15 protein-coding genes and 1 pseudogene are annotated in these 23,035 nt (G+C 66.8%); 12 read left to right on the forward strand and 4 right to left on the reverse strand.

Annotated features, from left to right (window positions below; all coding sequences use genetic code 11):
* Positions 1 to 67 precede the first annotated feature (67 nt).
* The 6 genes from VGR67_06510 (at position 68) to VGR67_06535 (ending at position 8,390) form a co-directional block, all read left to right on the forward strand.
* Entirely contained in the window at positions 68 to 2,746 is a 2,679-nt protein-coding gene (locus tag VGR67_06510; protein HEV8336045.1) for a valine--tRNA ligase, read from the forward strand.
* A gap of 5 nt (positions 2,747 to 2,751) precedes the next feature.
* The gene (nadC, locus tag VGR67_06515; GenBank protein ID HEV8336046.1) at positions 2,752 to 3,615 is read left to right on the forward strand and encodes a carboxylating nicotinate-nucleotide diphosphorylase; all 864 of its coding nucleotides are present in this window, start codon (positions 2,752 to 2,754) and stop codon (positions 3,613 to 3,615) included.
* Positions 3,612 to 4,412, forward strand: coding sequence for a biotin--[acetyl-CoA-carboxylase] ligase (locus VGR67_06520; protein HEV8336047.1), 801 nt, complete (start codon positions 3,612 to 3,614; stop codon positions 4,410 to 4,412). Before nadC ends, VGR67_06520 begins: the two co-directional genes overlap by 4 nt.
* A gap of 2 nt (positions 4,413 to 4,414) precedes the next feature.
* Positions 4,415 to 5,182 carry a type III pantothenate kinase gene (locus tag VGR67_06525; protein HEV8336048.1) on the forward strand — a complete coding sequence of 256 codons (768 nt, stop codon included), beginning with the start codon at positions 4,415 to 4,417 and terminating at the stop codon, positions 5,180 to 5,182.
* Complete coding sequence (locus VGR67_06530) at positions 5,179 to 5,913, forward strand: hypothetical protein (protein ID HEV8336049.1); 735 nt, start codon at positions 5,179 to 5,181, stop codon at positions 5,911 to 5,913. The genes VGR67_06525 and VGR67_06530 overlap by 4 nt, the downstream gene beginning before the upstream one ends.
* A 179-nt stretch (positions 5,914 to 6,092) precedes the next feature.
* Positions 6,093 to 8,390: a DNA internalization-related competence protein ComEC/Rec2 gene (locus VGR67_06535; protein HEV8336050.1), complete on the forward strand. Its 2,298-nt coding sequence runs from the start codon at positions 6,093 to 6,095 to the stop codon at positions 8,388 to 8,390.
* Positions 8,391 to 8,396: 6 nt separating this feature from the next.
* Here the strand turns inward: VGR67_06535 and VGR67_06540 are convergent, their stop codons facing one another.
* Positions 8,397 to 9,326, reverse strand: a complete 930-nt coding sequence (locus VGR67_06540; GenBank protein HEV8336051.1) for a site-2 protease family protein — start codon at positions 9,324 to 9,326, stop codon at positions 8,397 to 8,399.
* A 153-nt stretch (positions 9,327 to 9,479) separates the two neighbouring features.
* Between VGR67_06540 and VGR67_06545 the strand changes: the two genes are divergently transcribed.
* A complete protein-coding gene (locus tag VGR67_06545) occupies positions 9,480 to 10,289 on the forward strand; it encodes a PEGA domain-containing protein (protein HEV8336052.1) in 810 nt (269 codons plus the stop codon).
* 16 nt (positions 10,290 to 10,305) lie between these two features.
* Here VGR67_06545 and VGR67_06550 read toward each other — a convergent pair whose 3' ends face one another.
* Positions 10,306 to 10,575: an HU family DNA-binding protein gene (locus VGR67_06550; GenBank protein ID HEV8336053.1), complete on the reverse strand. Its 270-nt coding sequence runs from the start codon at positions 10,573 to 10,575 to the stop codon at positions 10,306 to 10,308.
* A gap of 180 nt (positions 10,576 to 10,755) precedes the next feature.
* On the opposite strand from VGR67_06550, the gene der reads away from it, so the two are divergent.
* The 3 genes and pseudogenes from der (at position 10,756) to VGR67_06565 (ending at position 15,185) form a co-directional block, all read left to right on the forward strand.
* A complete protein-coding gene (der, locus tag VGR67_06555) occupies positions 10,756 to 12,084 on the forward strand; it encodes a ribosome biogenesis GTPase Der (GenBank protein HEV8336054.1) in 1,329 nt (442 codons plus the stop codon).
* Between the two features lie 120 nt (positions 12,085 to 12,204).
* Positions 12,205 to 12,771, forward strand: a pseudogene (locus VGR67_06560) (GTPase domain-containing protein).
* 1,244 nt (positions 12,772 to 14,015) lie between these two features.
* The gene (locus tag VGR67_06565; GenBank protein HEV8336055.1) at positions 14,016 to 15,185 is read left to right on the forward strand and encodes a hypothetical protein; all 1,170 of its coding nucleotides are present in this window, start codon (positions 14,016 to 14,018) and stop codon (positions 15,183 to 15,185) included.
* A gap of 36 nt (positions 15,186 to 15,221) precedes the next feature.
* Here the strand turns inward: VGR67_06565 and VGR67_06570 are convergent, their stop codons facing one another.
* Complete coding sequence (locus VGR67_06570; protein HEV8336056.1) at positions 15,222 to 15,797, reverse strand: protein-disulfide reductase DsbD domain-containing protein; 576 nt, start codon at positions 15,795 to 15,797, stop codon at positions 15,222 to 15,224.
* 207 nt (positions 15,798 to 16,004) lie between these two features.
* Here VGR67_06570 and glnA point away from each other — a divergent pair, with 207 nt between their 5' ends.
* On the forward strand, positions 16,005 to 17,417 hold the full coding sequence (gene glnA / locus VGR67_06575; protein ID HEV8336057.1) for a type I glutamate--ammonia ligase: 1,413 nt from the start codon (positions 16,005 to 16,007) through the stop codon (positions 17,415 to 17,417).
* Between the two features lie 88 nt (positions 17,418 to 17,505).
* Positions 17,506 to 20,484, forward strand: coding sequence for a hypothetical protein (locus VGR67_06580; protein ID HEV8336058.1), 2,979 nt, complete (start codon positions 17,506 to 17,508; stop codon positions 20,482 to 20,484).
* A 267-nt stretch (positions 20,485 to 20,751) separates the two neighbouring features.
* Here the strand turns inward: VGR67_06580 and VGR67_06585 are convergent, their stop codons facing one another.
* Positions 20,752 to 23,007 carry a M23 family metallopeptidase gene (locus VGR67_06585; GenBank protein HEV8336059.1) on the reverse strand — a complete coding sequence of 752 codons (2,256 nt, stop codon included), beginning with the start codon at positions 23,005 to 23,007 and terminating at the stop codon, positions 20,752 to 20,754.
* Between the last annotated feature and the right edge of the window lie 28 nt (positions 23,008 to 23,035).

Here is a 23,035-nt window from a genome sequence, read left to right on the forward strand (position 1 = left end):
GCCGGGGAAAGACCCGGCTCTCCGATGCCCCCTCGCCGGCGCGCCCGGGGGAGGGGGAATCCCGATGATGGAAGTTCCGAAACGTTACGAGCCCGGCGTCGTCGAGAAGCGCTGGATCGAGTTCTGGCAGGCTTCCGGGTTCTTCAGCCCTGCCCCGGACCCCGGCTCCGATCCCTACTGCATCGTCATTCCGCCGCCCAACATCACGGGCCGGCTGCACGCCGGGCACGCGCTGAACATCACACTGCAGGACATTCTGATCCGCTGGCGGCGCATGCAGGGCCGCGACACGCTCTGGCTGCCGGGCACGGATCACGCGGGGATCGCCACCCAGATGGTGGTCGAGCGCGAGCTCCTGAAGGAAGGCACCTCCCGCCACACCCTCGGACGCGAGGCTTTCGAGCGCCACGTTTGGGAGTGGAAGGAGAAGCACGGCGACGCGATCGTGGACCAGCTCAAACGGCTCGGGGCCTCGTGCGACTGGACGCGCCTGCGCTTCACGCTTGACCCGGGGCTCTCCGCGGCGGTGCGGGAAGTCTTCGTCCGTCTGTACGAGCAGGGCCTGATCTATCGCGGCCAGGCGATCGTCCAGTGGTGCCCGAGCTGCCGGACCGCGCTCTCCGATCTCGAGGTCGTCCACAAGGAGACCGCCGGGAAGCTCTACCATCTCGCTTATCCGGTCGAAGACTCCCGCGAGGTGATTCCCGTCGCGACGACGCGCCCGGAGACGATGCTCGGCGACACGGCGGTCGCGGTCCATCCGGAGGACGATCGTTACCGCGCGCTGGTCGGGAAGCACGCGATTCTGCCCATCCTGGGGCGGCGGATTCCGATCCTCGCCGACGCCGCCGTCGATTCCTCCTTCGGAACCGGGGCCGTCAAGGTGACGCCGGCGCACGATCCGAACGATTTCGCCATCGCGTCGCGGCATGCGTTGCCCGCGGTGGTGGTGATCGACGCGGCGGGGAAGATGACGGCCGAGGCGGGCCCGTACGCCGGGCTCGACCGTTACGCCTGCCGCAAGAAGCTGGTGATCGACCTGGCCGCCTCGGGAGTCCTGACGCGCACCGAGGAGCATCCCCATGCGGTGGGACGCTGCGACCGCTGCGACACGGTGGTCGAGCCGACGCTTTCGAAGCAGTGGTTCGTGCGCACGAAGCCGCTGGCGGAGGAGGCGATCCGGGCGGTGGAGGACGGACGGATTCGCTTCGTGCCCGAGAACCGCAAGAACGACTACTTCAAGTGGATGCACAACATCCACGACTGGTGCATCTCCCGCCAGCTCTGGTGGGGCCACCGGATTCCCGCCTGGACCTGCGGGGCGTGCTCCGAGGTGACGGTGGCGCGCACCGAGCCGACCGCCTGTCCCCGGTGCGGCGGGGGGCATCCGGCGCAGGATCCCGACGTCCTGGACACTTGGTTCAGCTCCGCGCTCTGGCCTTTCTCGACGCTGGGCTGGCCCGCCGAAACCGCCGATCTGCGCCGCTATTACCCGACGTCCGTCCTGGTGACCGGCTACGACATTCTCTTCTTCTGGGTCGCGCGGATGACGATGATGGGCCTGAAATTCATGGGGAAGGTCCCGTTCCACCGCGTCTATTTCAACGGGCTCGTCCGGGACGAGAAGGGGAGGAAGATGAGCAAGACCCGGGGGAACACGGTCGATCCCCTGGAGCTGATGGAGCGCTTCGGCACCGACGCCCTGCGCTTCACGCTCGCGTCGATGTCGTCCCCCGGCGCCGACGTGGCGCTGGATCTCAAGCGCGTGGAGGGATACCAGTCCTTCGGGACCAAGATCTGGAACGCGACACGCTTTGTGCTCATGAACCTCAAGCAGGACGCCTCCGCGTCCGAGCCGCGCTTCCGATCGGGATCCGAGAATCTCGACCTCACGGACCGGTGGATCATCAGCCGGGTGAACTCTCTCACGCGCGACGTGAACCGGGCGCTCGAGGAGTTTCGCTACGACGAGGCGGCCGCCGCTCTCTACCATTTCCTGTGGCACGAGTTCTGCGATTGGTACATCGAAGCGGTCAAGCCCCGGCTGGTCGGCGATTCGAGCGGCACGCCGGCGGCGAGAAGGAGCCGCGCCGTCCTCGCCCGGGTGCTCGACCGGATCCTCAGGCTGCTGCATCCCTTCATGCCGTTCGTCACCGAGGAGCTCTGGCAGCGGCTGCCGCACGAGGGGGCCTCCCTGGCGGTCGCGGCGTTCCCCGAATGGCGTTCCGAGGAGGAGGATGCCGACGCGGAGCGGGAGATGGCACTGCTCATCGTGGCGGTCGGGAAGCTCCGGAACCTGCGCGCCGAGAGCGGAATCGATCCGGGAAGGAAGGTGGAAGCCCTGTTTCGAACCGACCTGGCGAGGCCCCGCCGCGTCCTGGAGGAGCACGGCGAGCTGATCCGGACGCTGGCGCGTCTCTCCCAGTTCCGCTTCGTCGACGAGATTCCGGCCGGCGTTCCCATGGCGCGCGGCGTGGTGACAGGCCTGGAGATGGGCATTCCGCTCGCCGAGGCGCTGGACCTCGACGAGGAGCGCCGGAGAATCACGCGGGAAATGGAAAAGCTGGATCGGGAGCTGAAAACCGCCGAGGGGAAGCTGGACAATCCCTCCTTCATGGAGCGGGCCCCCGCCGACATCGTGGAGAAGGTGCGCGCGGCGCACCGCGAGCTGAGGGAGCGCCGCGCCAAGCTCGCCGGAAGCCTCGCGGATCTCCAGGCGCCGGAGCCCGGGCCCTCGGACCGGTGAGCCTCGTGGGCTCCAGACGCCCGAGGCTCCGGCAGGCCGATTGCCTGAGGGAAGTGCGCCGGGCGCTCGCTGAGGACATCCGATCCGGAGATCGGACCACTCGACGCGTCGTCCCCCCGGCCACCCGGGGCCGCGCCGTCCTCCGGGCCAAGGAGGGGATGGTGCTGGCCGGGCTGCCGTGCGCGCGGCTCGCTTTCCGGCTGGTCGACCCGGCGCTCCGGTTCACCGCCCTGCGTCCGGAGGGCGCCCGGCTCGCGCGGGGCGATGCGATCGCCCGCGTCGCGGGAAGGGCCCGTTCGATTCTCACCGCCGAAAGGACCGCGCTCAACTTCCTCCAGCACCTGTCGGGAATTGCGACTTACACGGCCGATTGCGTGGCCCGCGCGGCCGGACGCTGCTCGATCCGGGACACCCGGAAAACGACGCCGGGACTCCGCCTCCTGGAGAAGTACGCGGTCCGGGTCGGAGGGGGAGAGAACCATCGCCTGGGCCTGGACGACGGGATCCTGATCAAGCACAACCATTGGCGGGTCGCCGGCGGGGTTCGGGCGGCCGTGCGGCGGGCACGCCGGAAGAGCGGCGCGGGCCGAGGTCTTCCCGTGCAGGTCGAGGTGTCGACGCTTTCGGATCTCCGCGAGGCCATCGCGGCGGGCGCCGATTCCGTGCTTCTGGACAACCTCGCTCCGGCCCGACTTCGCCGCGCTCTGAAGGTCGCCTCGGGAAGAACCTTCATCGAGATCTCGGGAGGCATTCGCCGCGACAACCTGGAGCGCGTCGCGCGGCTTCGTCCCGGCGCGGTTTCGCTCGGGGCGCTCACGCATTCCTCGCGCTGGGTCGATCTTTCCCTGTCGCTGGAGCCGTTGCCTTGAGGCACGCCCCCTTTGACGTGGAGTCGCTGGCCGGGCTGCTCCGCCGGCGGCGGCTCGGGAATCGCGTCGCCTATTTCGAAAGACTCGAATCGACCAACGATCGAGCCCTGGAAATGGGAGACGCGGGCCATCCCGAGGGGCTCCTCGTCCTCTCGGAGGAGCAGGTCCGAGGGCGCGGGAGGCGGGGGCGCGCCTGGTCCTCGCCGCCGCGGCGCGGCATCTACGCGAGCCTGCTTCTCCGCCCCCGTCTGGAAGCGCCCCGGCTGCCCCGCGTCGGCTTCGCGGCCGCGGTCGGGATCGCCCGGTCGCTGACGGGCGCGACGGGGCGGCGCGTCGAGATCAAGTGGCCGAATGATCTCGTGCTGAGCGGCAGGAAGCTGGGAGGCATCCTCTCGGAGAGCCGCGGCAGCGAGCCGTTTCTGGTCGTCGGGCTCGGCGTCAACGTCAACCAGGACCGCCAGGACTTTCCGCCGGAGATCCGGCGGGAAGCGACGTCCCTTCGTCTCGACGCGGGCCGGTTCTGGGATCGGACCGCCCTGCTGGCGCAGATCCTCGAAGGATTCGAAGCCGAGTACCTGCACCTTCTCGAGCTCGCCGGAGACTACCCTCTGGCGCGCTGGGAGGAGTATTCTTCGCTGCAGGACGGCACGGCGGTCACCGTGAGTCTAGACGGAGAGAGCCTCCGCGGAGTCTATCGCGGCGTCACGGGTGACGGGGAGATGCGCCTGGAAACGGAGTCCCACGCCGTCCGCCGGATCGCCTATGGCGACGTGCGCCAGGTTCGGAGCGAAGCATGAGGATCCTGCTGGCCGTGGACGTCGGCAACACGAACACCGACCTGGGCGCGTTCGACGGGGAAAAGCTGCTGGGACGCTGGTCGCTCTCCACCGATCGGGCGAGAACGGTGGACGAATACGGGATCGCGCTGCGCAGCCTGCTCGCGGCGCACCGGCTCGACCCCGCGGCGGTGCGCGACATGATCGTGGCCTCCGTCGTCCCACCGATGGAATCGATCCTCGAGACGGTGGCGGGCCGATACCTCGGCCTCACCCCGCTTTTCGTGGCCCCCGGGATCAAGACGGGGATGGCGATCCTGGTCGACAATCCGCTGGAGGTCGGGGCCGACCGGATCGTCAACGGAGTCGCCGCCTACAGCCGTTTCCACGAGGCGGTCATCGTCGTCGACTTCGGCACGGCGACCACGTTCGATGCCATCAGCGCCCGGGGCGATTACCTCGGCGGGGCGATCGCCCCGGGGCTCGGCATCTCGTCGCAGGCGTTGTTCGAAGCCACCGCCAAGCTCCCGCGCATCGACCTCCGCCGTCCCGCGAAGGCGATCGGCAAGACGACGGTGAGCAGCATGCAATCGGGGATCTTCTTCGGCTATCTCGGGCTGGTGCGCGAAATCCTCGGGCAGATCCGCGCCGAGATGGGCGGCGCCCCGCGCGTCATCGCGACGGGCGGCTTGAGCCCGCTTCTCGAGCCGGAGCTCTCCTCGTGGGTGGACGAAGTGGATCCCAATCTGACCCTCACCGGGCTGCGCATCCTCCACGAGAGGAATCGTTGAGCGACGCCGACATTTCCGAATCACCCGTCTCGGAGGAGGAGGCGGATTATTTCCGGAGCATCGAGGAGCGCTTCTGCGCGCTGCGAGGAGCTCCGATGCTCCTGTCGCCGCGCGACTGGAACCTCATCGCGGGATGGTGGGCCGAGGGGGTCCCGCTGGCGCTCGTGCTGGAATCGCTCGAAGAGGTCTTCACCGCCCGTCGGCGGCGGGACGGCGAGGCGGGACGCGTCAATTCCATCGCCTACGCGAAGCCGGAGATCCTGAGGCGCTTCCACCTGCGACGGGAGATGATCGCGCCCCGGCGCGGAGAGCAGGAGGAGATGAACCGGCTTCGCCGGGAAGTGCGCCGGCACCTGGGCCGCAGCGCGCGCCTCCTCAAGGAAGCCGCCCTGGCCCAGCGCGAGCGCGGCCGCGAGGCGCTGGCCTGCACGCTTCTCATCGCGGCCGCCGAGGCGCGGAGGCTCCGGAAGGAGAGCGGCTCCGAGGCGTGGGATCCGAGCGAATCGGAGCAAGCGCTCGAGAGGCTCGACGCCGAGGTGCTGGCTGCGGCCGAGGGCTCGATGGACGAGGCTGAGCGCTGCCGGATCGCCCGGGAGGCCGAGCAGGCGCTGGGCGCCCATCGCAGGACGATGCGACCCGAAGCCTTCCGGGAGAGCCTGGAGGCGATGCGCGGAAGGCTGATGCGGCGCGGCTTCGAGATCCCGCGACTCTCCCTGCTCGGCGAAGGGTGACCTGCCGTCCGCTTGCCACGATCCCCGCCCCATGCTAGCTTCTGGCGCGAGAGCCGATCCCGGAGGCGTTCCCCCTGGCCTCTCCTCGCCCGCTTCCGGCAAGCGTCCCGCTGGGCTCGGCCGCCGGATTCGCCACCGGCATCGGCGCCGGAAGAGCCTTCTCGCCTCCTCCGCCGGCGCTGTTCGCCGCCACCCTCGCCGCTGGCGCGTGCTGGATTCTGCTCTCCCGCAGGCGCCCGGCCTTTCCGGCTCTGATGCGAGCCGGAGCCCTGGCCCTTTTCTGGCTCGGAGCCGGAGCCTGCCTCGAACGAAACGCTCATTCCCGATTCCTCTCCTCGCCGCTGATCGCGTCTTCCGAAATCGCCGCGCGCCTCGAGCGGCGGCTCCCCGTACCGGTGCGCGGCTGGATCGCGGACGATCCCGCGAGGCTCAGGGATCGGATCATCTTTCCGCTCCGGGTCGAGCAAGCATGGTGGGGCGGGCGATGGCGCGGCGCCCCCGGAACGATCCGGGTCGCCCTGCGCCTGCCGGGGGCCGGCTCGCCGTCCGCCCTGGGCTTCGGAGATCGCGTCGAGCTTCCCCTTCGCCTCAGGCCCGTCCGGAACTTCAGAAACCCGGGCTCCTTCGACTACGAGCGTTACCTGGAGGGGGAGGGAATCCATCGACTCGGGACGCTCAAGAGCCTCCGGCTGGTCGAGCGCCTGCCCGGGTCGGGCGGCCGATGGGTCTCGCCGATTCACCGGCTCCGAGCGCGCCTGCTGCGGCGTCTCGGGCAAGCATTTCCAGACGAGGGCCATGAAGAATCCCGCCTGTTTCTCGAAGCCATTCTTCTCGGCCAGCGGCGCGGCAGCGAGGGAGAGTTCGAGTCCCTCTTTCGCCAGACCGGCGTCTATCACATCCTTTCCATCTCCGGATTGCATTTCGCGCTTCTGATGGGAGGGCTCGGCTGGGCGATCCGCCGGCTGCCGGGAGGCCGGTGCATCTCGCCCGCCGTCCTGGTGGGCGCGGGCGCGCTCTACGTGGCGCTTTCGGGCGGGGAGGACCCAATCCTCCGGTCCTCTCTCGCGATACTGTTCGCGTCGTGGGGAAAGCGATGCGGCCGGCGCGTCGGAGCCGTGGACGCTCAGTCCCACGCCGGCATCGTCCTGCTCGCCCTCCACCCGCTGCATCTGTTCGATCCGGGCTTCCAGCTCTCGTTCGTCGCGACGCTCGGCGTTCTGGCGGGCGGCCGCTTCGCGCCTCCTTGGCGGGAGAGAATCTCGAGGATTCGCGCCGCCGTGGCGGCCTCGACCGCCGCCTGGATCGCCTCCGCGCCCATCGTGGCCGCCGCGTTTTTCCAGGTCTCGCCCATCGCCTTGGCGCTCAACCTCGCCGCCGCGCCCTTCCTTTCCGGGTCGCTGTTCCTGGGAGCGGGTCTCCTGGTCCTTCCCCGGCAGGTGCTGGCCGCTCCGTGCGAAATGCTTCTCGACACCTTCTCGGCGCTCTGCCGGATGAGCCTCGCGATTCCCGGCGCGTTCCGGCGAGTTCCCGCTCCCAGCCCGCTTCTCTTGATCCTCTTCGCGGGCTCCGCGATCGCGGCTCTTCTCCCCGCTGGCGCGGCGGGCCGGATCCGCGACCGCCCCGCGGCGTTTGTCGCGGCGCTCCTCCTGGCTGCGATGCTGTTCCCTCCGGGACCCGCGATCGCGCACCGCCCTCTCGAATGCGTCGCGCTGGACGTGGGACAGGGGGACGCGCTCCTGGTGCGGCTGCCGCAAGGGAAGGACATTTTGGTGGACGCCGGCGGCTTCACCGGCACCGATTTCGACGTGGGCGACAAGATCGTGGTGCCGGCGCTGCTGACCCTGGGAGTCAGGAGTCTCGATCTCCTGATTCTGACCCACGCCCATCAGGACCACGGCGGGGGGATCCCCGCGGTGATCGCGGCCTTCTCTCCCCGCGAGATCTGGATCGGGCGCCGGCCGCCGCATTCCCGGTTGCTGGACAGGATCGCCGATGACGCCGCGGCCAGGCGGATTCCAGTCCTGTTCCCGACGCGCGGGACGCTGAAGTGTCTGGGGGAGAGCTGCCTCGAAGTCCTTCACCCGCCCCGGGGCTTTCGTCCCGACGCCGAAGTCTCCAATGAAGATTCCCTGGTCGTGCGCCTGTTCAACCCCGAAGCGTCGCTGCTGCTCACCGGCGACATCGAGCGGGAAGGGGAGTCGCTGCTCCTCGCCTCCCCGCCGCCTCTCGCCTCGGATCTTCTCAAGGTGGCGCACCACGGGAGCAATTCTTCGACTTCCGAGGACTTCCTGAACGCCGTCCGCCCCTCGGCGGCGGTCATCTCGGCGGGCGAGGGGAATCTCTGGGATCATCCGTCCCCCGAGGTCGTGGCCCGCCTGCGCCGTCACGGCATCCGACTCTTCCGGACCGATCGGGACGGCGCGATACTCTTTACCTTCGAGGCGGGAGCCTGGAAGGCGTCACGCACCGGGGAATGAGCGGAATCAGGAGCCGATCTGGATCGGCACCGGCATGAACGAAAGCAGAAAAATGAGCAGCGCCACGATCGCCAGAACCTTCCTGCCGCCCGTCAGATTCTCGCGCTCGTCGAGCAGCGGGGGGTGCCGGTCGCCGAGCAGCAGCAGAATGACCGCCCAGACGACCCAGGCCTGGTGCAGCGCCCCCAGAAGGATGACGCCGATCAGCGTTACGCGGGAGGCGCGGGAGTGGAGACGGCGGGAGAGAGCGTAGCAAATGTGCCCGCCGTCGAGCTGCCCCGCGGGAAGCAGGTTCAGCGAGGTCGCGAGCATGCCGACCCAGGCCGCCGAGAGATACGGGCTCAGGCTCAGCACGGAGCCGTCCGGAATCCGGGAAAAGAAGAAGGGCACCGCGAGCTCGAAAAGCGCCGGAAACCCCAGGCTGAGCTCGCCGTTCCCCGAGGCTGACGCGGCGACGACGTGGGAGCGGCTCATGCCGTATAGGAAAATCGGCAGAGCCACCACGAAGCCGGCCAGAGGGCCCGCCACGCCGATGTCGAACAAGGCTTTCCGATCGGTGATCCGATCGCGGATTCGAATGAAGGCGCCGAAAGTCCCGAGGATCGGAATTCCGGGAATGAAGTAGGGAAGGCTCGCGTCGATGCGGTAGTGGCGACAGGCAAGGTAGTGGCCCATCTCGTGGGCCAGCAGGATCGCCAGAGCCGAGAAGCAGTAGGAGGCCCCGAGTGACAGAAGAGAAGGATCGCGGCGAATCTCGTCCCAAGAGACGGTGTTCTCCGCGTGTTTCAGCGCGCCGGCAAGAAGCATGGTGAGAATCGTGGCCAGGAACAAGAAGAGGTGGAGTATCGGGCTGGAGCGGCGGCGGGGCGAGAGCGCGGGCGGGGAGAAATTCAGTGGATACAGCTCCTGTTCGACGTCGATTCCGCTGTTGCGCATCCGCTGTGCTCCGTCACGCCCCGAACCCGCGAAGGATTATAGGGTGGGCCCGAAGCCCAGGCAATCCGGGGCCTTTCCGACCCCCGGCGCATCGGCGGTGGTATACTTCAAACGAAGCGAGTTTTTTGGGGAGATTAAGAAGGGAGAATTGGGATGACGCGCCGCGCCAATCTTGGAGCCAGGCGAAAAGGGCTGTGGCTCTTCGTTTTGTTCCTGCTGCTGTCGCCCTCTTGGGTCGCCGCGCGCTCCAGGTCGAGGGTGTCGGTGGGATTCGGCGTCGCGTTCGGGGTTCCGATCTATCATGGCTACGGCGGTGTCTATTATCCGGCATATTATCCCGAAGACATCTATTACAACCCTCCCCCTCGCCCAATCTACGCCTTCGTGGACACCGACATCCACCCTGAGGAGGCGGAGGTCTACCTCGACGGGAAAGTCATCGGGATCGCGGATGATTTCGATGGATTCCCGGGCTATTTGGCGATCAAACCGGGCCGCCACACCCTGCAGTTCCGGCACGACGGTTACCGCTCTCTTTCATTCAACCTTCGCTTGCGGGCGGGAGAGCTGGTCGATCTGGATCGGAAACTCCCGAAATTGAGCGCGGGGGAATCGGACGACTTGCCGGCTCCTCCTGCGCGGCGTCGCGAGGCCGCGAGCGATCGGTCTTACCCATCGGACCGGCGGAAAGAGAGCTCGGAGGAAGACTCCGAGGTCCTTCGCGTCGAGCAAGGCTTCGGCGTCCTTCGCCTGAAGGTCTTGCCGGTCGCGGCGAAGGTCATGATCGACGGTGATTTCTTCGGGACGGGCGCCGAGATTTCCCGGCTGCACGGAGGAATCCCGCTGCGCCCGGGCGAGCACCGGATCGACGTCACGCTGGCAGGTTACCGGAAGCAGGTCGTCGAGACGAAGATTGAAGTGGATGAGGAGAGTGCCGTTCAGATCGCTCTGAAGCGGCAGTAGGCTCTCGAGAGCTTTCCTATCGTAGATTCCTGAGGTTCTTCCCGGGCTTGAATCGGATTGTCTTTCCCGGCGGAATCCGCACCTCCAGGCCGGTCCGAGGGTTACGGCCGATCCCTTTCTTCCGGGGCTTGACCTGAAACACACCGAAGCCTCTCAGTTCAATCCTTTCCCCGCGTTTCATCGATTCCTTCATCGCGTCCAGCACCGCTTCCACTGCGACCACCGCCTTGATACGGGTGATGTCTGCCGCCTTGGCGACGTTATTAATGATGTCAGTCTTAATCATCCCCCGCACCTCCTGTGAATGGCTGCTCGAACGCCATAAGTTGTTCATATATTAGGTAATACACAAATGTCTGTCAAGCCGCCAGGGCGCCTACGCCGCAACCTGGGCTGACCCGGCCCCCGGAAACGGCGCTGGCCGCTTTTTTCCGAGGGTCCCCCGGAAGGAACGAGTGAAGTGGCTGTGAAAGAACCGCTTGTCGCAATCGTCGGGGCGCCGAACGCCGGAAAGTCACGCTTGTTCAACCGGCTTACGGGCGGGGCTTCGATCGTTCACGACCAACCCGGCGTCACTCGCGACCGCCTGCTCGGAAGCTGCGAGTGGGCGGGGCGCCGCTTCCAGCTGATGGACACGGGAGGGTGGATTCCCGGAGATTCGGACGAGGTGGCGAGCGGGGTGGGCAGCCAAGTCCAGCGGGGCGTCGAACAGGCTTCTCTTCTCCTGTTCCTGGTGGATGGCCGCCGCGGGCTGATGCCGCTCGATCAACGTCTGGCCGAGCTCCTTCGCCGCAGCGGACGGCCTATCCTCCTGGCGGTGAACAAGGTGGACGTGGAAGGGCAGGAAGGCAGGCTGGCCGATTTCTTTTCCCTCGGCTTTTCCGAGCCTCTGGCAATCTCGGCCGAGGAGGGGAGAGGGATCGGAGCGCTGCTCGATCGGGTCCTGGAGCTTCTCGGTGAAGACGAGGCCCCGGCGGCCTCGCCCGGCGGCGCGGAGGCCGTCGGCCTGGCGCTCGTGGGACGCCCCAACGTCGGGAAGTCGACTCTTTTCAACCTGCTCGTGGGAGAGGAGCGCGCCTTGGTGAGCCCGGTCCCGGGGACAACGCGGGATCCGGTGGACGCGGAGTTCTCCCACTCGGGAAGGCGGTACCGGGTCGTGGACACCGCCGGTCTGAGGAGAAAAGGGCGCGCCGAGGGGGAGACGGTGGAGGCTCAGAGCATCCAGCGTGCCATGGAAACCATGAAGCGCTCCGAGCTGGTGATTGCCCTCATCGATGCCCTGGAGCCGGCCACCCACCAGGACTTGGCGGTGATTGGCGCCTGCCAGAAGATGAGGAGACCCCTCGTGGTCGCGGTCAACAAGATCGATCTCCTCCGGGGTTCACCGGAAACGCGACGCCGTCTGGAAGACGACGTCCGAGAGCGCCTGCGGTTCACTTCGGAGTCTCCGATCGTTCTCTTGTCGGCGCTGCACCGGGAAGGGCATCGCCGGCTGCTGGAGGTTCTCGAGAGAATGGCCTCCGAGACCTGCCGGAGGATCCCGACCTCGTCCTTGAACCGGGCCCTTGAGGCCGCGCTGTCGAGCCGGACTCCTTCGGGGAAGCGCAAGATTCCCCGGCTCTATTACATCACGCAGACCGGCGCCTCCCCCCCGTCCTTCGTCGTGTTCACCAACGGAGCGCGAATCGACTCGACCTACCGTCGCTTTTTGGAGCAGCACCTGCGCCGGAGCCTGGGCTTCGAGCACGTGCCGCTCTCGCTGAGATTCCGGAAAAAAGCCGGCCAGAGCCCCTAACCGTCTTGTTCGCCGTGCGTTGACAGGGTCGGACCCCCATGCTATGTTCCGCCCGGCGGGACGGGTTGCGCCGAACTCTTCCAGCATCTAAATTTAACGCTCGAGACGAGCGGAGGCGGGATGGTTCTATTCAACTACACGAGCAAGGAGCTGACCGCCAAGATCGTCTACTACGGTCCCGGGCTCTGCGGGAAAACCACCAACCTGCAATTCGTCTACGACAATCTTCCCGGCCATGTCAAGAAAGGGAAGATGCTCTCCCTGGCGACGAAAACCGACCGGACGTTGTTCTTCGACTTCCTGCCCATCGAGCTGGGCCGAATCCGCGGCATGAAGACCCGGGTGCAGCTCTATACGGTGCCCGGCCAGGTTTTCTACAACTCCACCCGCAAGCTCGTTCTGAAGGGCGCGGACGGAGTCGTCTTCGTCGCCGACTCGCAGCAGAAGATGATGGAATCGAACGGCGAGAGCTACAAGAACCTCGAGGACAACCTCAAGGAGATCGGTCTCCGCCTGGAGGAGATGCCGCTCGTGATGCAATTCAACAAGCGGGATCTTCCCCACCTCGCGTCCGTCGAGGAGATGAACACGCACATCAACCGCCACAACGCGCCCTTCTACGAGGCGGTCGCGACCTCGGGGATCGGAGTCGAGGACACCCTCAAGGCGGTCACCAAGCTGGTGCTCAACCATCTGGCCGCCAAATACAATCTCGGCTCGCCCGAAACCCGCCCGCCCGCCGCCGAAACATCGGCGTACGGCGCCGGAATCAGCCTCTCGGCCGCCCCCGGGGAGATGGAGATCGAGAAAGTCCCGCGAGGCGTCGCCGCGCGCGAAGCCGACCTCGAGACCGTCATGAACCTCGAAGAGAAGGCGCCAGCCTCGCCGCAGCTCGCCGCGGAAGACGATTCGAGCCTCGAGACCGATCTCTCCGAGCCCGACGAGGAGGAATCGGAGGCTTCCTTCGACCGCGAGGACGACGAGGATGGCGGGGCCGCGATGGGAGAAGAGCTGGAGGTGACCGATCTCGGCGACATGGACGGCCCTCCTTCTCCCCTCGGAAGCTTCACGGCTGCGGGAGTCTCCGCGAAGCCGGATCGCACCGAAGATCTCAGCGACCTGCTGGAAGAGATTCCGGTGGGACCTGCCGACGACCCCCTGTCCCTGGATGGGTCGATTCCCGCTTTGAGCGCGCGTCCGAGCGCTCTTCCGAAAGCCCCGACTCCTCCGGAGCGAGCTGCGGCGTGGGCCCCGCCGGTCCCGGCCGTCCCGAAACAGTCCTCGATCCCCGAGCCTCCGCCGATCAAGCCGGACGCGCCGGTGGCACGCCCCTCACCCCAGCACGCCATCAGTCCGCTGGATCCGCTTGGAATTGCCGGACGGGACGGTTCGGCTCCCATGGCCCGCGCCATTCAGGTCGGCGCCGTCACGCCGGGCCGGGAGCACCAGATCACGGTGCCGCTCGAGCTCTCGGTGGAGGGACGGAAGGTCCGGTTGAACCTCAAGATGACGCTCACGCTCTCGCGCTGAGATCCTCGCGCTTCAACCCCGGAAGCCTATCCCTTGAACGAGGGGACTGCGACGGCCGGGATCCGGTTCGGACCCCGGCCGCCTGTCGTTCGGGTAAGGAGGGAACGGACGGTTGGGAATGGAAGGCCGGCGCGGCCGATCCTCCCGTCCCCCATTGAAGGATCGCTATACGCAAGAGGCGTGCAAGGGCGGGCTACCTTGGAGCGCGCCGCGATACTGCCACCCGGCCAAGAGTTTCCCGCGGCCTCCGGCTCCCCAACCTGGCTCTCCCGGTCGACGCGGGGACACATTTCGTAACTCGAATTACAATTGAGGAAGCGCCCCGGACGGGCCTTGCTTGGAGGGCATGCCGCGGACGCTGTGCTATACTTTTTTCACATTTTGAGGAGACGATGTCGCTCATGAGCAAAAGCATGTTCCGCTCCGCGGCCGCTCTCGCGGCGATCTTCCTGCTGGTCTCCCCTCGGCTCTCGGCACAGGAACCGCCTCCGCCGCCGGCTCCGGCGCCGGCTCCGCAGGCAGCGCCGGCGCCTGCGGGCAACCGCTTCGTGGCGTTCACGACCTATCGGCCCAAATTCCACAACGCTTCGGAGACCTTCTCCCTCACCGCCAACTTCTACGTCGTGAACGCCGCGCCACAGAGTCTGAAGGACGTCACCCTTCACCAGGCTTTCCCTCCGGAGATGAAGGTGCAGCTCGTCTCCGAGGCGGTCGAGAGCCAGCTGAGTCACCCTCCCGAGTTCTGGCACAAGATCGAGAACAACACCTACATCATGTACGAGCCGAAGCTCCTGCGAAGGCAGCCGGCCACGATTCTCGCCGACCTCACCCTGCAGCGAAGGATGGGGACCTTCAACATCGCTCCGACGCAGATCGAGTTCACTTCGCCCGACGGGCCGGGGAAGGAGGAGACCCTGCCCTCCGTGATCGACGTCACCGAATACGCCAATCACGTGGGGAATCTCGACCGCTTTCTGCGGAAGAAAGCCGGGATCGGGCTCGACGTGACGGTGAGCGGCCGCGACGAATGGGAGTTCGCTCCCATCGACGCCGTGGCCACGGGAAAGAACCCGGAAGGCATCATCGGAGTCAAGACCTCCGACAACGGCTACAGCGGGAACTTCCGGCTGCACAACGGAGTGCCGGGAGACGCGCTCGACCTCCTGGTGGTGTGGAAGATGACCCACAAGGGGGAGCGGCTCCAGGACGAGAAAGCCGTGCGGGACGCCCTCTCCGAATACCTTAAATGGACCGGGCCGTTCAAGTTCGATCCCGAAACGACGAAGATCACCAAGGGGAAGTTCAAGAAGTACGACGCCTGGATCCTGGAGGGCCGGTGGTTCGACACCATCCCGCAACATCTGGGCTCCGGACCGGCGAAGGCGCTGGTTTTCTACTCACCTCGCGAAGACGTCGAGTACTACCTGATCCTCCAGGCGCAGGGGAGGGGGGCGGGGCCGGAGAAGGCGGACGTTCCCGCGTCGGAGAAGGAGAAGGCGCTGATGGAGACGCAGGAGAAGATCCTGTCCACCTTCCGCTCGGAGATCTCCCCGATTTCCTACAATCGCTGATCGAGGCTCGGTTCCGGCGGACGGTCCGGCGAGGAATCAGCGCGGCGCGGCGGGAAACAGGTCGGGATGCAGCCGCCGCGTCGGCGTCGCGCTCGGCACGATCCGGATCTCGAAGGGGACCTTCTCGGTCCTCGGCGGCAGGCACTTTTCTCTCGTGCAGGACTGATAACGAAGCTCGAGAGCGAGCCGGCGCGTGGCGGGAGCCGCTCCTGCGGCGGCGCGGAGACTCCCGCGGATCAGGAAAGTCCCCTCATAGATTCTGAGCGGCGTCTTCGAAAACGAGAACCTCTTCATCTCTCCTTCCGGATAGATCCACTCCCCCCATTCGATGCCCTCCGCCGGAATCTCCGACAGCCGGGTGGGGATGAGGTATTCCTCGGAGGGAACGTGGCTGTTCACATGGTACTCGCCGCTCATGACGACGCGCACGGCCAAGCCCTCCCGCTCTCCCGCAGCGAGGGCGTCCCGCTCGCTGAGGACCTCGATCCGGCGCACCGGCGACGCCGGCGGGCCCGCCGCCGCGCTCCAGGGCGCCGGCGCGGCGAGCAGGAGCAGCCCGAAGGCCGCCGCGCGCCGCCCGCGCCGGGAGATCGCTCCACGCGTCGTGTTCATGCGTCGCCTCCGCCCGATCCGGGACTTTGCTCCGTGCGTCGATTATAAGGCAATCCGTGCCGAACCCGCTCCGGGAGATTCCGCGCCTCCGGCGCGGCGCCGCCCTCGTCGAAAGCTCGCGGAGCGGGCCCGAAACGCCCCGCCTGCTCGTCTTGACAGCGAAGCGACGTATGCTAGAATCGCGGGTTTTACGAAGGAGAAAAGGAAATGAAAGCGGTCGACGTCCTGAAGATGGTGAAGGAGAAGAGCGCGAGAGTCCTCGACATCAAGTTCATGGATTTTCCGGGGATGTGGCAGCACTTCTCGGTCCCCATCCATGAGCTGTCGGAGTCCAGCTTCGAGGACGGATACGGCTTCGACGGCTCCAGCATCCGCGGCTGGCGCTCCATTCACGAAAGCGACATGCTGGTGATCCCCGATCCCGCCACCGCCATGATGGATCCGTTCTGCGACATTCCGACCCTTTCGGTGATCGGCAACATCGTGGACCCCATCACCAAGGAGCGCTACACGCGGGACCCGCGCAACGTGGCGCAGAAGGCCGAAGCCTACCTGCAGTACACCGGAATCGCCGACGTCGCCTATTTTGGGTCCGAAGCGGAATTCTTCATCTTCGATGACATCCGGTTCGATCAGAACGAGCACTGCTCCTTCTATTACGTGGACTCCGTCGAAGGGCGCTGGAACAGCGGGCGCGAGGAGGGGCCGAACCTGGGCTACAAACCCCGGTTCAAGGAGGGATACTTCCCCGTCCCACCGAGCGACGCCTTCCAGAATCTCCGCAGCGAGATGGTGCGAATCATGGAGGAGTGCGGCCTGCACATCGAAGCCCACCATCACGAAGTGGCCACGGCCGGGCAGATGGAGATCGACATCAAGTACGACTCCCTGACGCGCACCGCCGATGCGCTGATGCTCTACAAATACATCTGCAAGAACACGGCGCTCCGGCACGGGAAGACCGTGACCTTCATGCCGAAGCCGATTTACGGGGACAACGGATCGGGAATGCACACCCACCAGAGCCTGTGGAAGGGCGGCAAGCCTCTGTTCGCGGGGGATCGCTACGCCGGCCTCTCGGAGATGGCGCTGCACTACATCGGCGGCCTGTTGAAGCACGCGCCGACGATCGTCGCCTTCGCCGCGCCCACCACGAATTCCTATAAGAGGCTCGTCCCGGGTTTCGAGGCCCCGGTGAACCTGGCCTACTCGCGGCGCAACCGCTCGGCGGCCATCCGCATTCCGATGTACAGCAGCAGCCCCAAGGCGAAGCGCATCGAGTTCCGCCCTCCCGATCCCTCCTGCAATCCCTACATCGCGTACGCCGCGATGCTCATGGCGGGTCTGGACGGCGTGGAAAACCGCATCGATCCGGGCGAGCCGTTGGACAAGGACATCTATGGCCTCTCCCCGCAGGAGCTCAAGAAGGTCCCTTCGCTTCCGGGATCGCTGGAAGAGTCGCTGAAGGCGCTCGAGAAGGATCACGCCTTCCTTCTCAAGGGAGACGTCTTCACCGAGGACGTAATTCAGACCTGGATCGAATACAAGTTCGAGAAAGAAATCCAGCCCCAGCGGCTCCGGCCGACTCCGTCGGAGTTTTCTCTCTATTTCGACATCTGAGCCGCGCGCTTCCCTCGCCCCGGCCCGGCGAACCGCCGGGCCGGGCGTTTTATTGACCGCGCGGAATCCGCCCCGATAGAATGCGGGAATGAGTCCGCCTTCTGAATCCCTCCGATCGATCCTCGCGCATCCCGCGCTCAGCGACCCCGAGAACGCCCCGTTCCTTGTCGAGAAGATCGATCGGAGCCCCGATCCGGTCGCCGTCGCCCAGACGCTCATCCGCTACGCGGAGAAGAACGGCCTGCCGCGCGACCGGCATCAGCTCCTCGTTCTCCTGACGCTCGCGGGCCAGAGCCCTTTCCTCGCCGACCTGACGCTCCAGAACCCCGGATACCTCGCCTGGGCGTCGTCCGCAATGAGCCGGAGCGACAGCCGCACTCCGGAGGACTTGCGCGAGGATCTCGCCCGGTTCCGATTCACGTTCTCGACGCTGTCCGACGCCGCCGCCTTGAGACGGTTCAAGCACCGCGAGTACCTGCGCATCGCCTTGCGCGATTTCCTCGGCAATGTGGATCTGGCCGAAGCCACCCACGAGCTCTCCGTCCTGGCGGACGTCCTCCTCCAGGAGGCCTACCTGCTTACCTGGCGGGAACTGCGTCAGCGGTACGGCGTCCCGCAGTATTTCGACGATCGGGGGCTGCTCTGCGAGGCGACTTTCGCCGTGCTCTCGTTCGGAAAGCTCGGCGGCGACGAGCTGAACTACAGCTCCGACATCGATCTCCTCTACGTGTACAGCCGCGACGGCCAGACCGCCGGAGGAGCCGATCGCCAGTCCCCCGCGGTATCCAACAAAGAATTCTTCACGCGGCTCGGAGAAGGCATCAACGAACGGATCGCCGGGATCTCGCCGGAGGGACGAGTCTTCCGCATCGACCTCGACCTGCGGCCCGGAGGCAAGGAAGGAGAGCTGGTCCAATCGCGTCGATCCCTCCTCGCCTACTACCGGTCCTGGGCGCGAAATTGGGAGCGCCAGGCCCTCCTCAAGGCCAGGTATTCCGCCGGAGATCGCGAGCTGGGAGAGGGAATCCTGGGGGAGCTCCAGCCCGCCATCTTCCCCCCCTCGGGGACTCCGTTCGCGGCCCTTGAAATCAAGGAGATGAAGGACCGCATCGACGAGGTCCTGAGCCGCTCGGGAAGATCCGACACCGACATCAAGCTGGGGTCGGGGGGGCTTCGCGAGCTGGAGTTCGCCGTCCAGGCGCTGCAGCTTCGGGAAGGAGGGGAGGATGCCTGGCTGCGCGGCGGCAACACGCTGCGGGCGCTGCACCGGCTGGCGGACAAGCGCTTCGTCTCGTACGGCGAGCACTATGCGCTGTCGCGCGCCTACGATTATCTCCGGAACCTGGAGCACCGGCTGCAAATGGAACACAACGTCCAGGTCAGCGTTCTTCCCTCGAGCCCCGAAGGGCTCCGCCAGCTTGCCCGCCGGCTGGGCTACCTCGAAGCCGGCCAGGAAGCCGCGTCGTTCCTGCGGGACCTCAACCTGCACCGGGCGGCGATACGCGCCTTCTATGACTCCGTCTTCGGCCGTCTCGCGCAGGTGCCGCTCGGAGTGACCGAGCGCGATCCCCTGCTGGACGCCCTCTCCGAGGCGGATCTCGCCTCCTTCCTCACGGCGTCCCGCGCGCTGCGGCCGGATGAAGCGGCCCGGCACCTCGGGCGGATCCGCCACCTTTTTTCGAGCGGGCGAATCGGCCCGAGCCAGCGCCGCGAGATGCGCCGGGTATCGGCGGCGATTCTCTCCGAGGCGATTTCCTCCGCCGAGCCGGAAAGAGCCTTCATGAATCTGGAGCGCTTCCTTTCCTCGCTTCTCGTGGAACCGGAGGGATCACGCCATCTGCTCGAAAAGGCGGAGTGGATCCCCCCCCTGATCCGCGTCTTCGGCAAGAGCGAGGCGTTGTCGCAGATCCTGGTACGCCGCCCGACGATCCTGGCGGAAATGGGCTCGACTCCCGACTTTCTCCGCGAGCGCTCCTCTCAGGACCTGACTTCCCGTCTCGCCTCGCTCCTGGAGGGCGCGGAGGGAGTCCGCGAGGCCGCCGCGACGCTGAGGCGCTTTCACCAAAGAGAGGTCCTGCACATCGGATTCCGGGACGTCCACCACCAGGACGGTCTCAGCCGGACGTTGCGCGCGCTGACCGATCTCGCCCAGGCCTGCCTTGCAGCCGGCGACGCGGCGGCGGCGCGCTTCCGCGGCGATTCGCCGAACACCCGCTTCACGATTCTCGCCCTGGGACGTCTCGGCTATCAGGAGCTCGACTACAACTCCGATCTCGACCTCGTCTTCGTCTCCGACGCTCCCGGGACGGCGGCGGAGGCTCCGGCCGAGGCGGCTCGGAAGCGGGCGGAGATCCTGATTCACCTCCTGACCGCTGTCACGCAGGAAGGCTCCCTCTACAACGTGGACCTGCGCCTGCGTCCCGCGGGAAGGGAAGGGGAGCTCGTGCAGACGCGTTCCGGAATGATCGATTATTTTCGACACAAGGCGCAGACGTGGGAGAAGCTCGCTTTTCTCAAAGCGCGGCCGGTGGGGGGAGACGCCGCGTTCGGCCGGGAGATCGTCGCCGCCGTCCAAGCCGCCATCTTCGAAACGAGCCCCTCGACGCTGGCCGCCGAGGTCCTCGAGATGAAAAAACGCCTCGAAGAAGCGCCGGCCGGCGACGCGGCGGGTGCTCTGCCGCTGAAGCTGGGAGCCGGGGGGGTGATGGACATCCACTTCCTGATTGAATACCTGCAGATCCTTCACCGGCTTTCCGGCCCCGAGGAGCGCGACACGCTGCGCATGCTGACGCACCTTCACGAGCGGCGATTGCTTCCGCCCGACGAGTATCAGGAGCTCTACTCGGGCTATCTCCTCCTGCGATCCCTGGACCACGCGATGCGGCTGCTCTATGACCGGCCGGGCGACCTCCTGCCCCTCACGGCCTCCACGCTCGCCCGCCTTGCTTCCGAGGTGAGCCTTCCCGACACTCCTCCCGGCTCCGCCAACGGGGAGGAGCCGCTTCTCGCCCATCTCGGGCGGACCCGAGGCGCGATCCGCCGCTCCTTTCTGCGCGTCCTGAGCTGATCGCCGGCGGCCGCCGATTCGCCCGGCCGCCAGATCAACAATTTGTGTTGAAAAGTCTGTGGAAAACGAGGCCGAAAGAACCGAAAAGGCGCGTCAAAACACCGCTTTCATCGGAATGCACAGCATTTGGTCGCTTTCCCGGAAGACCCCGCCGCTCAATGAATTGCCCCGCTCGTGCCGCGGAAAACATGTCGGCGGCGACGCCGCCATTCCCGGCGCCGCGAATTTTCAACATTCGTGCGGCGGAGGGCGCTCGGAGCGCGGCTCCTAGCGGGTCGTGAACTCGAAGGCCAGAGAGGCCGAGCGGTTTCCGGCACGGTCCACGGCCCAGGCCGTCCCGGAGTGGGCCCCGGCCGGCAGCCCGCCGGGGAGGACCGCCGTGGACCATCCGCGATCGGGATCGTATTCGGTCTCTATTTCGGCGTCGCCCAGGATGAGATGCACCCCGTCATAGCTCAAGCCCGAGCCGCGTTCCTCGACTCTCACTCGCAGGCGGTCGCGGCGCCCGGTCCCGCCCTCCTGCCGAAGGGGATCGACCCCGAGAATCCGCGGCGCCGCGTCGTCACGGATCACGGCGTAGGTATCGAAGCGCCCGACCGGAATCTGCAGCACCCCGCCCGCCACTTCCCCTCCTTGATAGGCCCACCCCCGGTCGCTATCCGCCAGGCGGTAGATGCCGAGCCGCTCGGGATGGGGCTCGGACGCGGGGATGGGGAAGCGCAGGCTTCCTTTCACCGCCAGGGGGAGCCCAGAGGGAAGCAGCCGCAGCGCCGGTCCGAGAAGGGACAGCCCCTCCTCGGGCGGCGGCGAGTCTGCCCATCGCTCACATTGCGCCGGCGTGTCGTCGTAGAGAGCCTGCGCCGGGATCGCCATCTCCATCCCGCAATCCTCGATCCGGACGCCCGCCTCCCGCCGGATGAAATGAGGGAACACGGGGGGATCCAGCCCCCTCGCAGCAGATCCGTTTCGCCATTCCACGCCCAGCGACACCGCCTCCCTCCAGGACGCGACCGGGACGGCCGCCAGGAACTCTCCGGAGGCCTCCTGAGCCAGCGGCAGCTTCTCGATTCCGTCGCGTTTCTTCACGACCAGCAAGGCCGGTGGGACGAAACCTTTGTCGATTCCTAGATGCAGATCGACGTGGCTCGAGAACACCTCGATTCTCGAGCGCGGCGCGCGGGCTTCAAAAGGGACCTGTTGATCGAAGAACAGCGTGGCGCGACCGATAAAGCGGGCGCCGGAGAAAAGCTCCGCCGTGATCCCCGCGGCTTCCCCTCCCGCCTGCAGAGCGCAGCGCTCGCCGTCGGAAAGCTCCTGCCTGGATCCGCAAAGGATCACCCCGCGGTCGCCGCCCGCGGCGCGATAGACGACGCGCGCGCCGGGGCCCAGCGCCGCGCGCGGGATACCAAAACGCAGCGTGCGCCGATCGCCGTCCTCTTCCCGGGGGTCGTCCCAGCGCAGTCGCGCAGAGGGCAGGGACTCGAGGGGGATGCGGGCCTTCGCAACGGGCCCCCCCAAGGTGCCTTCGGCCTCCACTTCGAGGCGGTGCGTGCCGGGCGTGAGCGAGGGAAAGGGGCTCTCCGCGAGCCCCGTCCTTCCCAGGTCGTTGCCCTTCAAACGGGAGAGGAAGTAGGTGTATTCGGCGGGGGAGAGACGGCTCATCGCGTGATCGAGCAGGAGACCCACCTGCGGATACTGCGAGAACCGGAAGCTCTCCAGCTTGAAACGATACACGACCATCCCGTCGATCCGCACGGTCAAGGCCTTGATGCCCAGGCGGTGTCCTTGGGAATCTTCGGAGTGGAGGCGCGATTCCGGCAGAATGGGGCCGGTCACGGCGATCGCGCGGGGAGGAGAGTAGACGCCGTCCTTTCCCCGGCTCAGCGGCACCTCTCGCACCCGCGCTCCGTCGATCCAGGAATCGGGCGAAGCGGAGCGGAGGATGACGCTCTCGAACACGGGCGGCGCGCCGGCCGCGATCCATCGGGCATCCAGCGGGTCGGCAGGCTCTTGGTCCTCCCGGCGCAGCTCGAAGTGGAGATGCGGAAGCCCCGCGCCGCTCTCCCCGGAGAAGGCGATCACGTCGCCCTGCTTCACGGCCAGGGAAGGCTCGAGCAGGATGTCTCCCGGATAACGCAAGCCCCGCTTCCGCTTTTCCACCTCGACGATGCGCTCGAGGCCGAGACGCTCGTCCTCGTATCGGTCCAGGTGGGCGTACACGCTGATGCGGCCGTCCGCGTGCCGGACGTACAGGGCCCGGCCGTAGCCGCGCCATTCCACTTTCAGGCGATAGATCCGGCCGCCGGCGACGGCCCGCACCGGCAGTCCGTTTCTTCCGCCGGTGGAGAAATCGACCCCGGGATGCAGGTGGTCGGCGCGGTACTCCCCGAAGGAGGCCACGAGTCCGGCAGGCTGATCGAGGGGAAAGCGGAGGGCCTCCTGACCCGGCGGCCGGGTCGCGGGTCGCGACAAGCCCGCGATCGCGAAGAAGAGGATCAAAGCGAACCCGGACAATCTCTTCACGGCGGACATTCTAGCCTGCTTTGGCCGC

This window comes from Candidatus Polarisedimenticolia bacterium, assembly GCA_036004685.1.
In the GTDB taxonomy this organism is placed as follows: Bacteria; Acidobacteriota; Polarisedimenticolia; order Gp22-AA2; family AA152; genus DASYRE01.

What these genes read in the sequence shown, in the direction of transcription:
- VGR67_06510 (HEV8336045.1), top strand. Translation starts at nt 68, where the DNA reads ATGGAAGTTCCGAAACGTTACGAGCCCGGCGTCGTCGAGAAGCGCTGG.
- VGR67_06540 (HEV8336051.1), bottom strand. Translation starts at nt 9,326, where the DNA reads ATGCGCAACAGCGGAATCGACGTCGAACAGGAGCTGTATCCACTGAAT.
- VGR67_06545 (HEV8336052.1), top strand. Translation starts at nt 9,480, where the DNA reads ATGACGCGCCGCGCCAATCTTGGAGCCAGGCGAAAAGGGCTGTGGCTC.
- VGR67_06550 (HEV8336053.1), bottom strand. Translation starts at nt 10,575, where the DNA reads ATGATTAAGACTGACATCATTAATAACGTCGCCAAGGCGGCAGACATC.
- VGR67_06565 (HEV8336055.1), top strand. Translation starts at nt 14,016, where the DNA reads ATGAGCAAAAGCATGTTCCGCTCCGCGGCCGCTCTCGCGGCGATCTTC.
- VGR67_06570 (HEV8336056.1), bottom strand. Translation starts at nt 15,797, where the DNA reads ATGAACACGACGCGTGGAGCGATCTCCCGGCGCGGGCGGCGCGCGGCG.
- glnA (HEV8336057.1), top strand. Translation starts at nt 16,005, where the DNA reads ATGAAAGCGGTCGACGTCCTGAAGATGGTGAAGGAGAAGAGCGCGAGA.
- VGR67_06580 (HEV8336058.1), top strand. Translation starts at nt 17,506, where the DNA reads ATGAGTCCGCCTTCTGAATCCCTCCGATCGATCCTCGCGCATCCCGCG.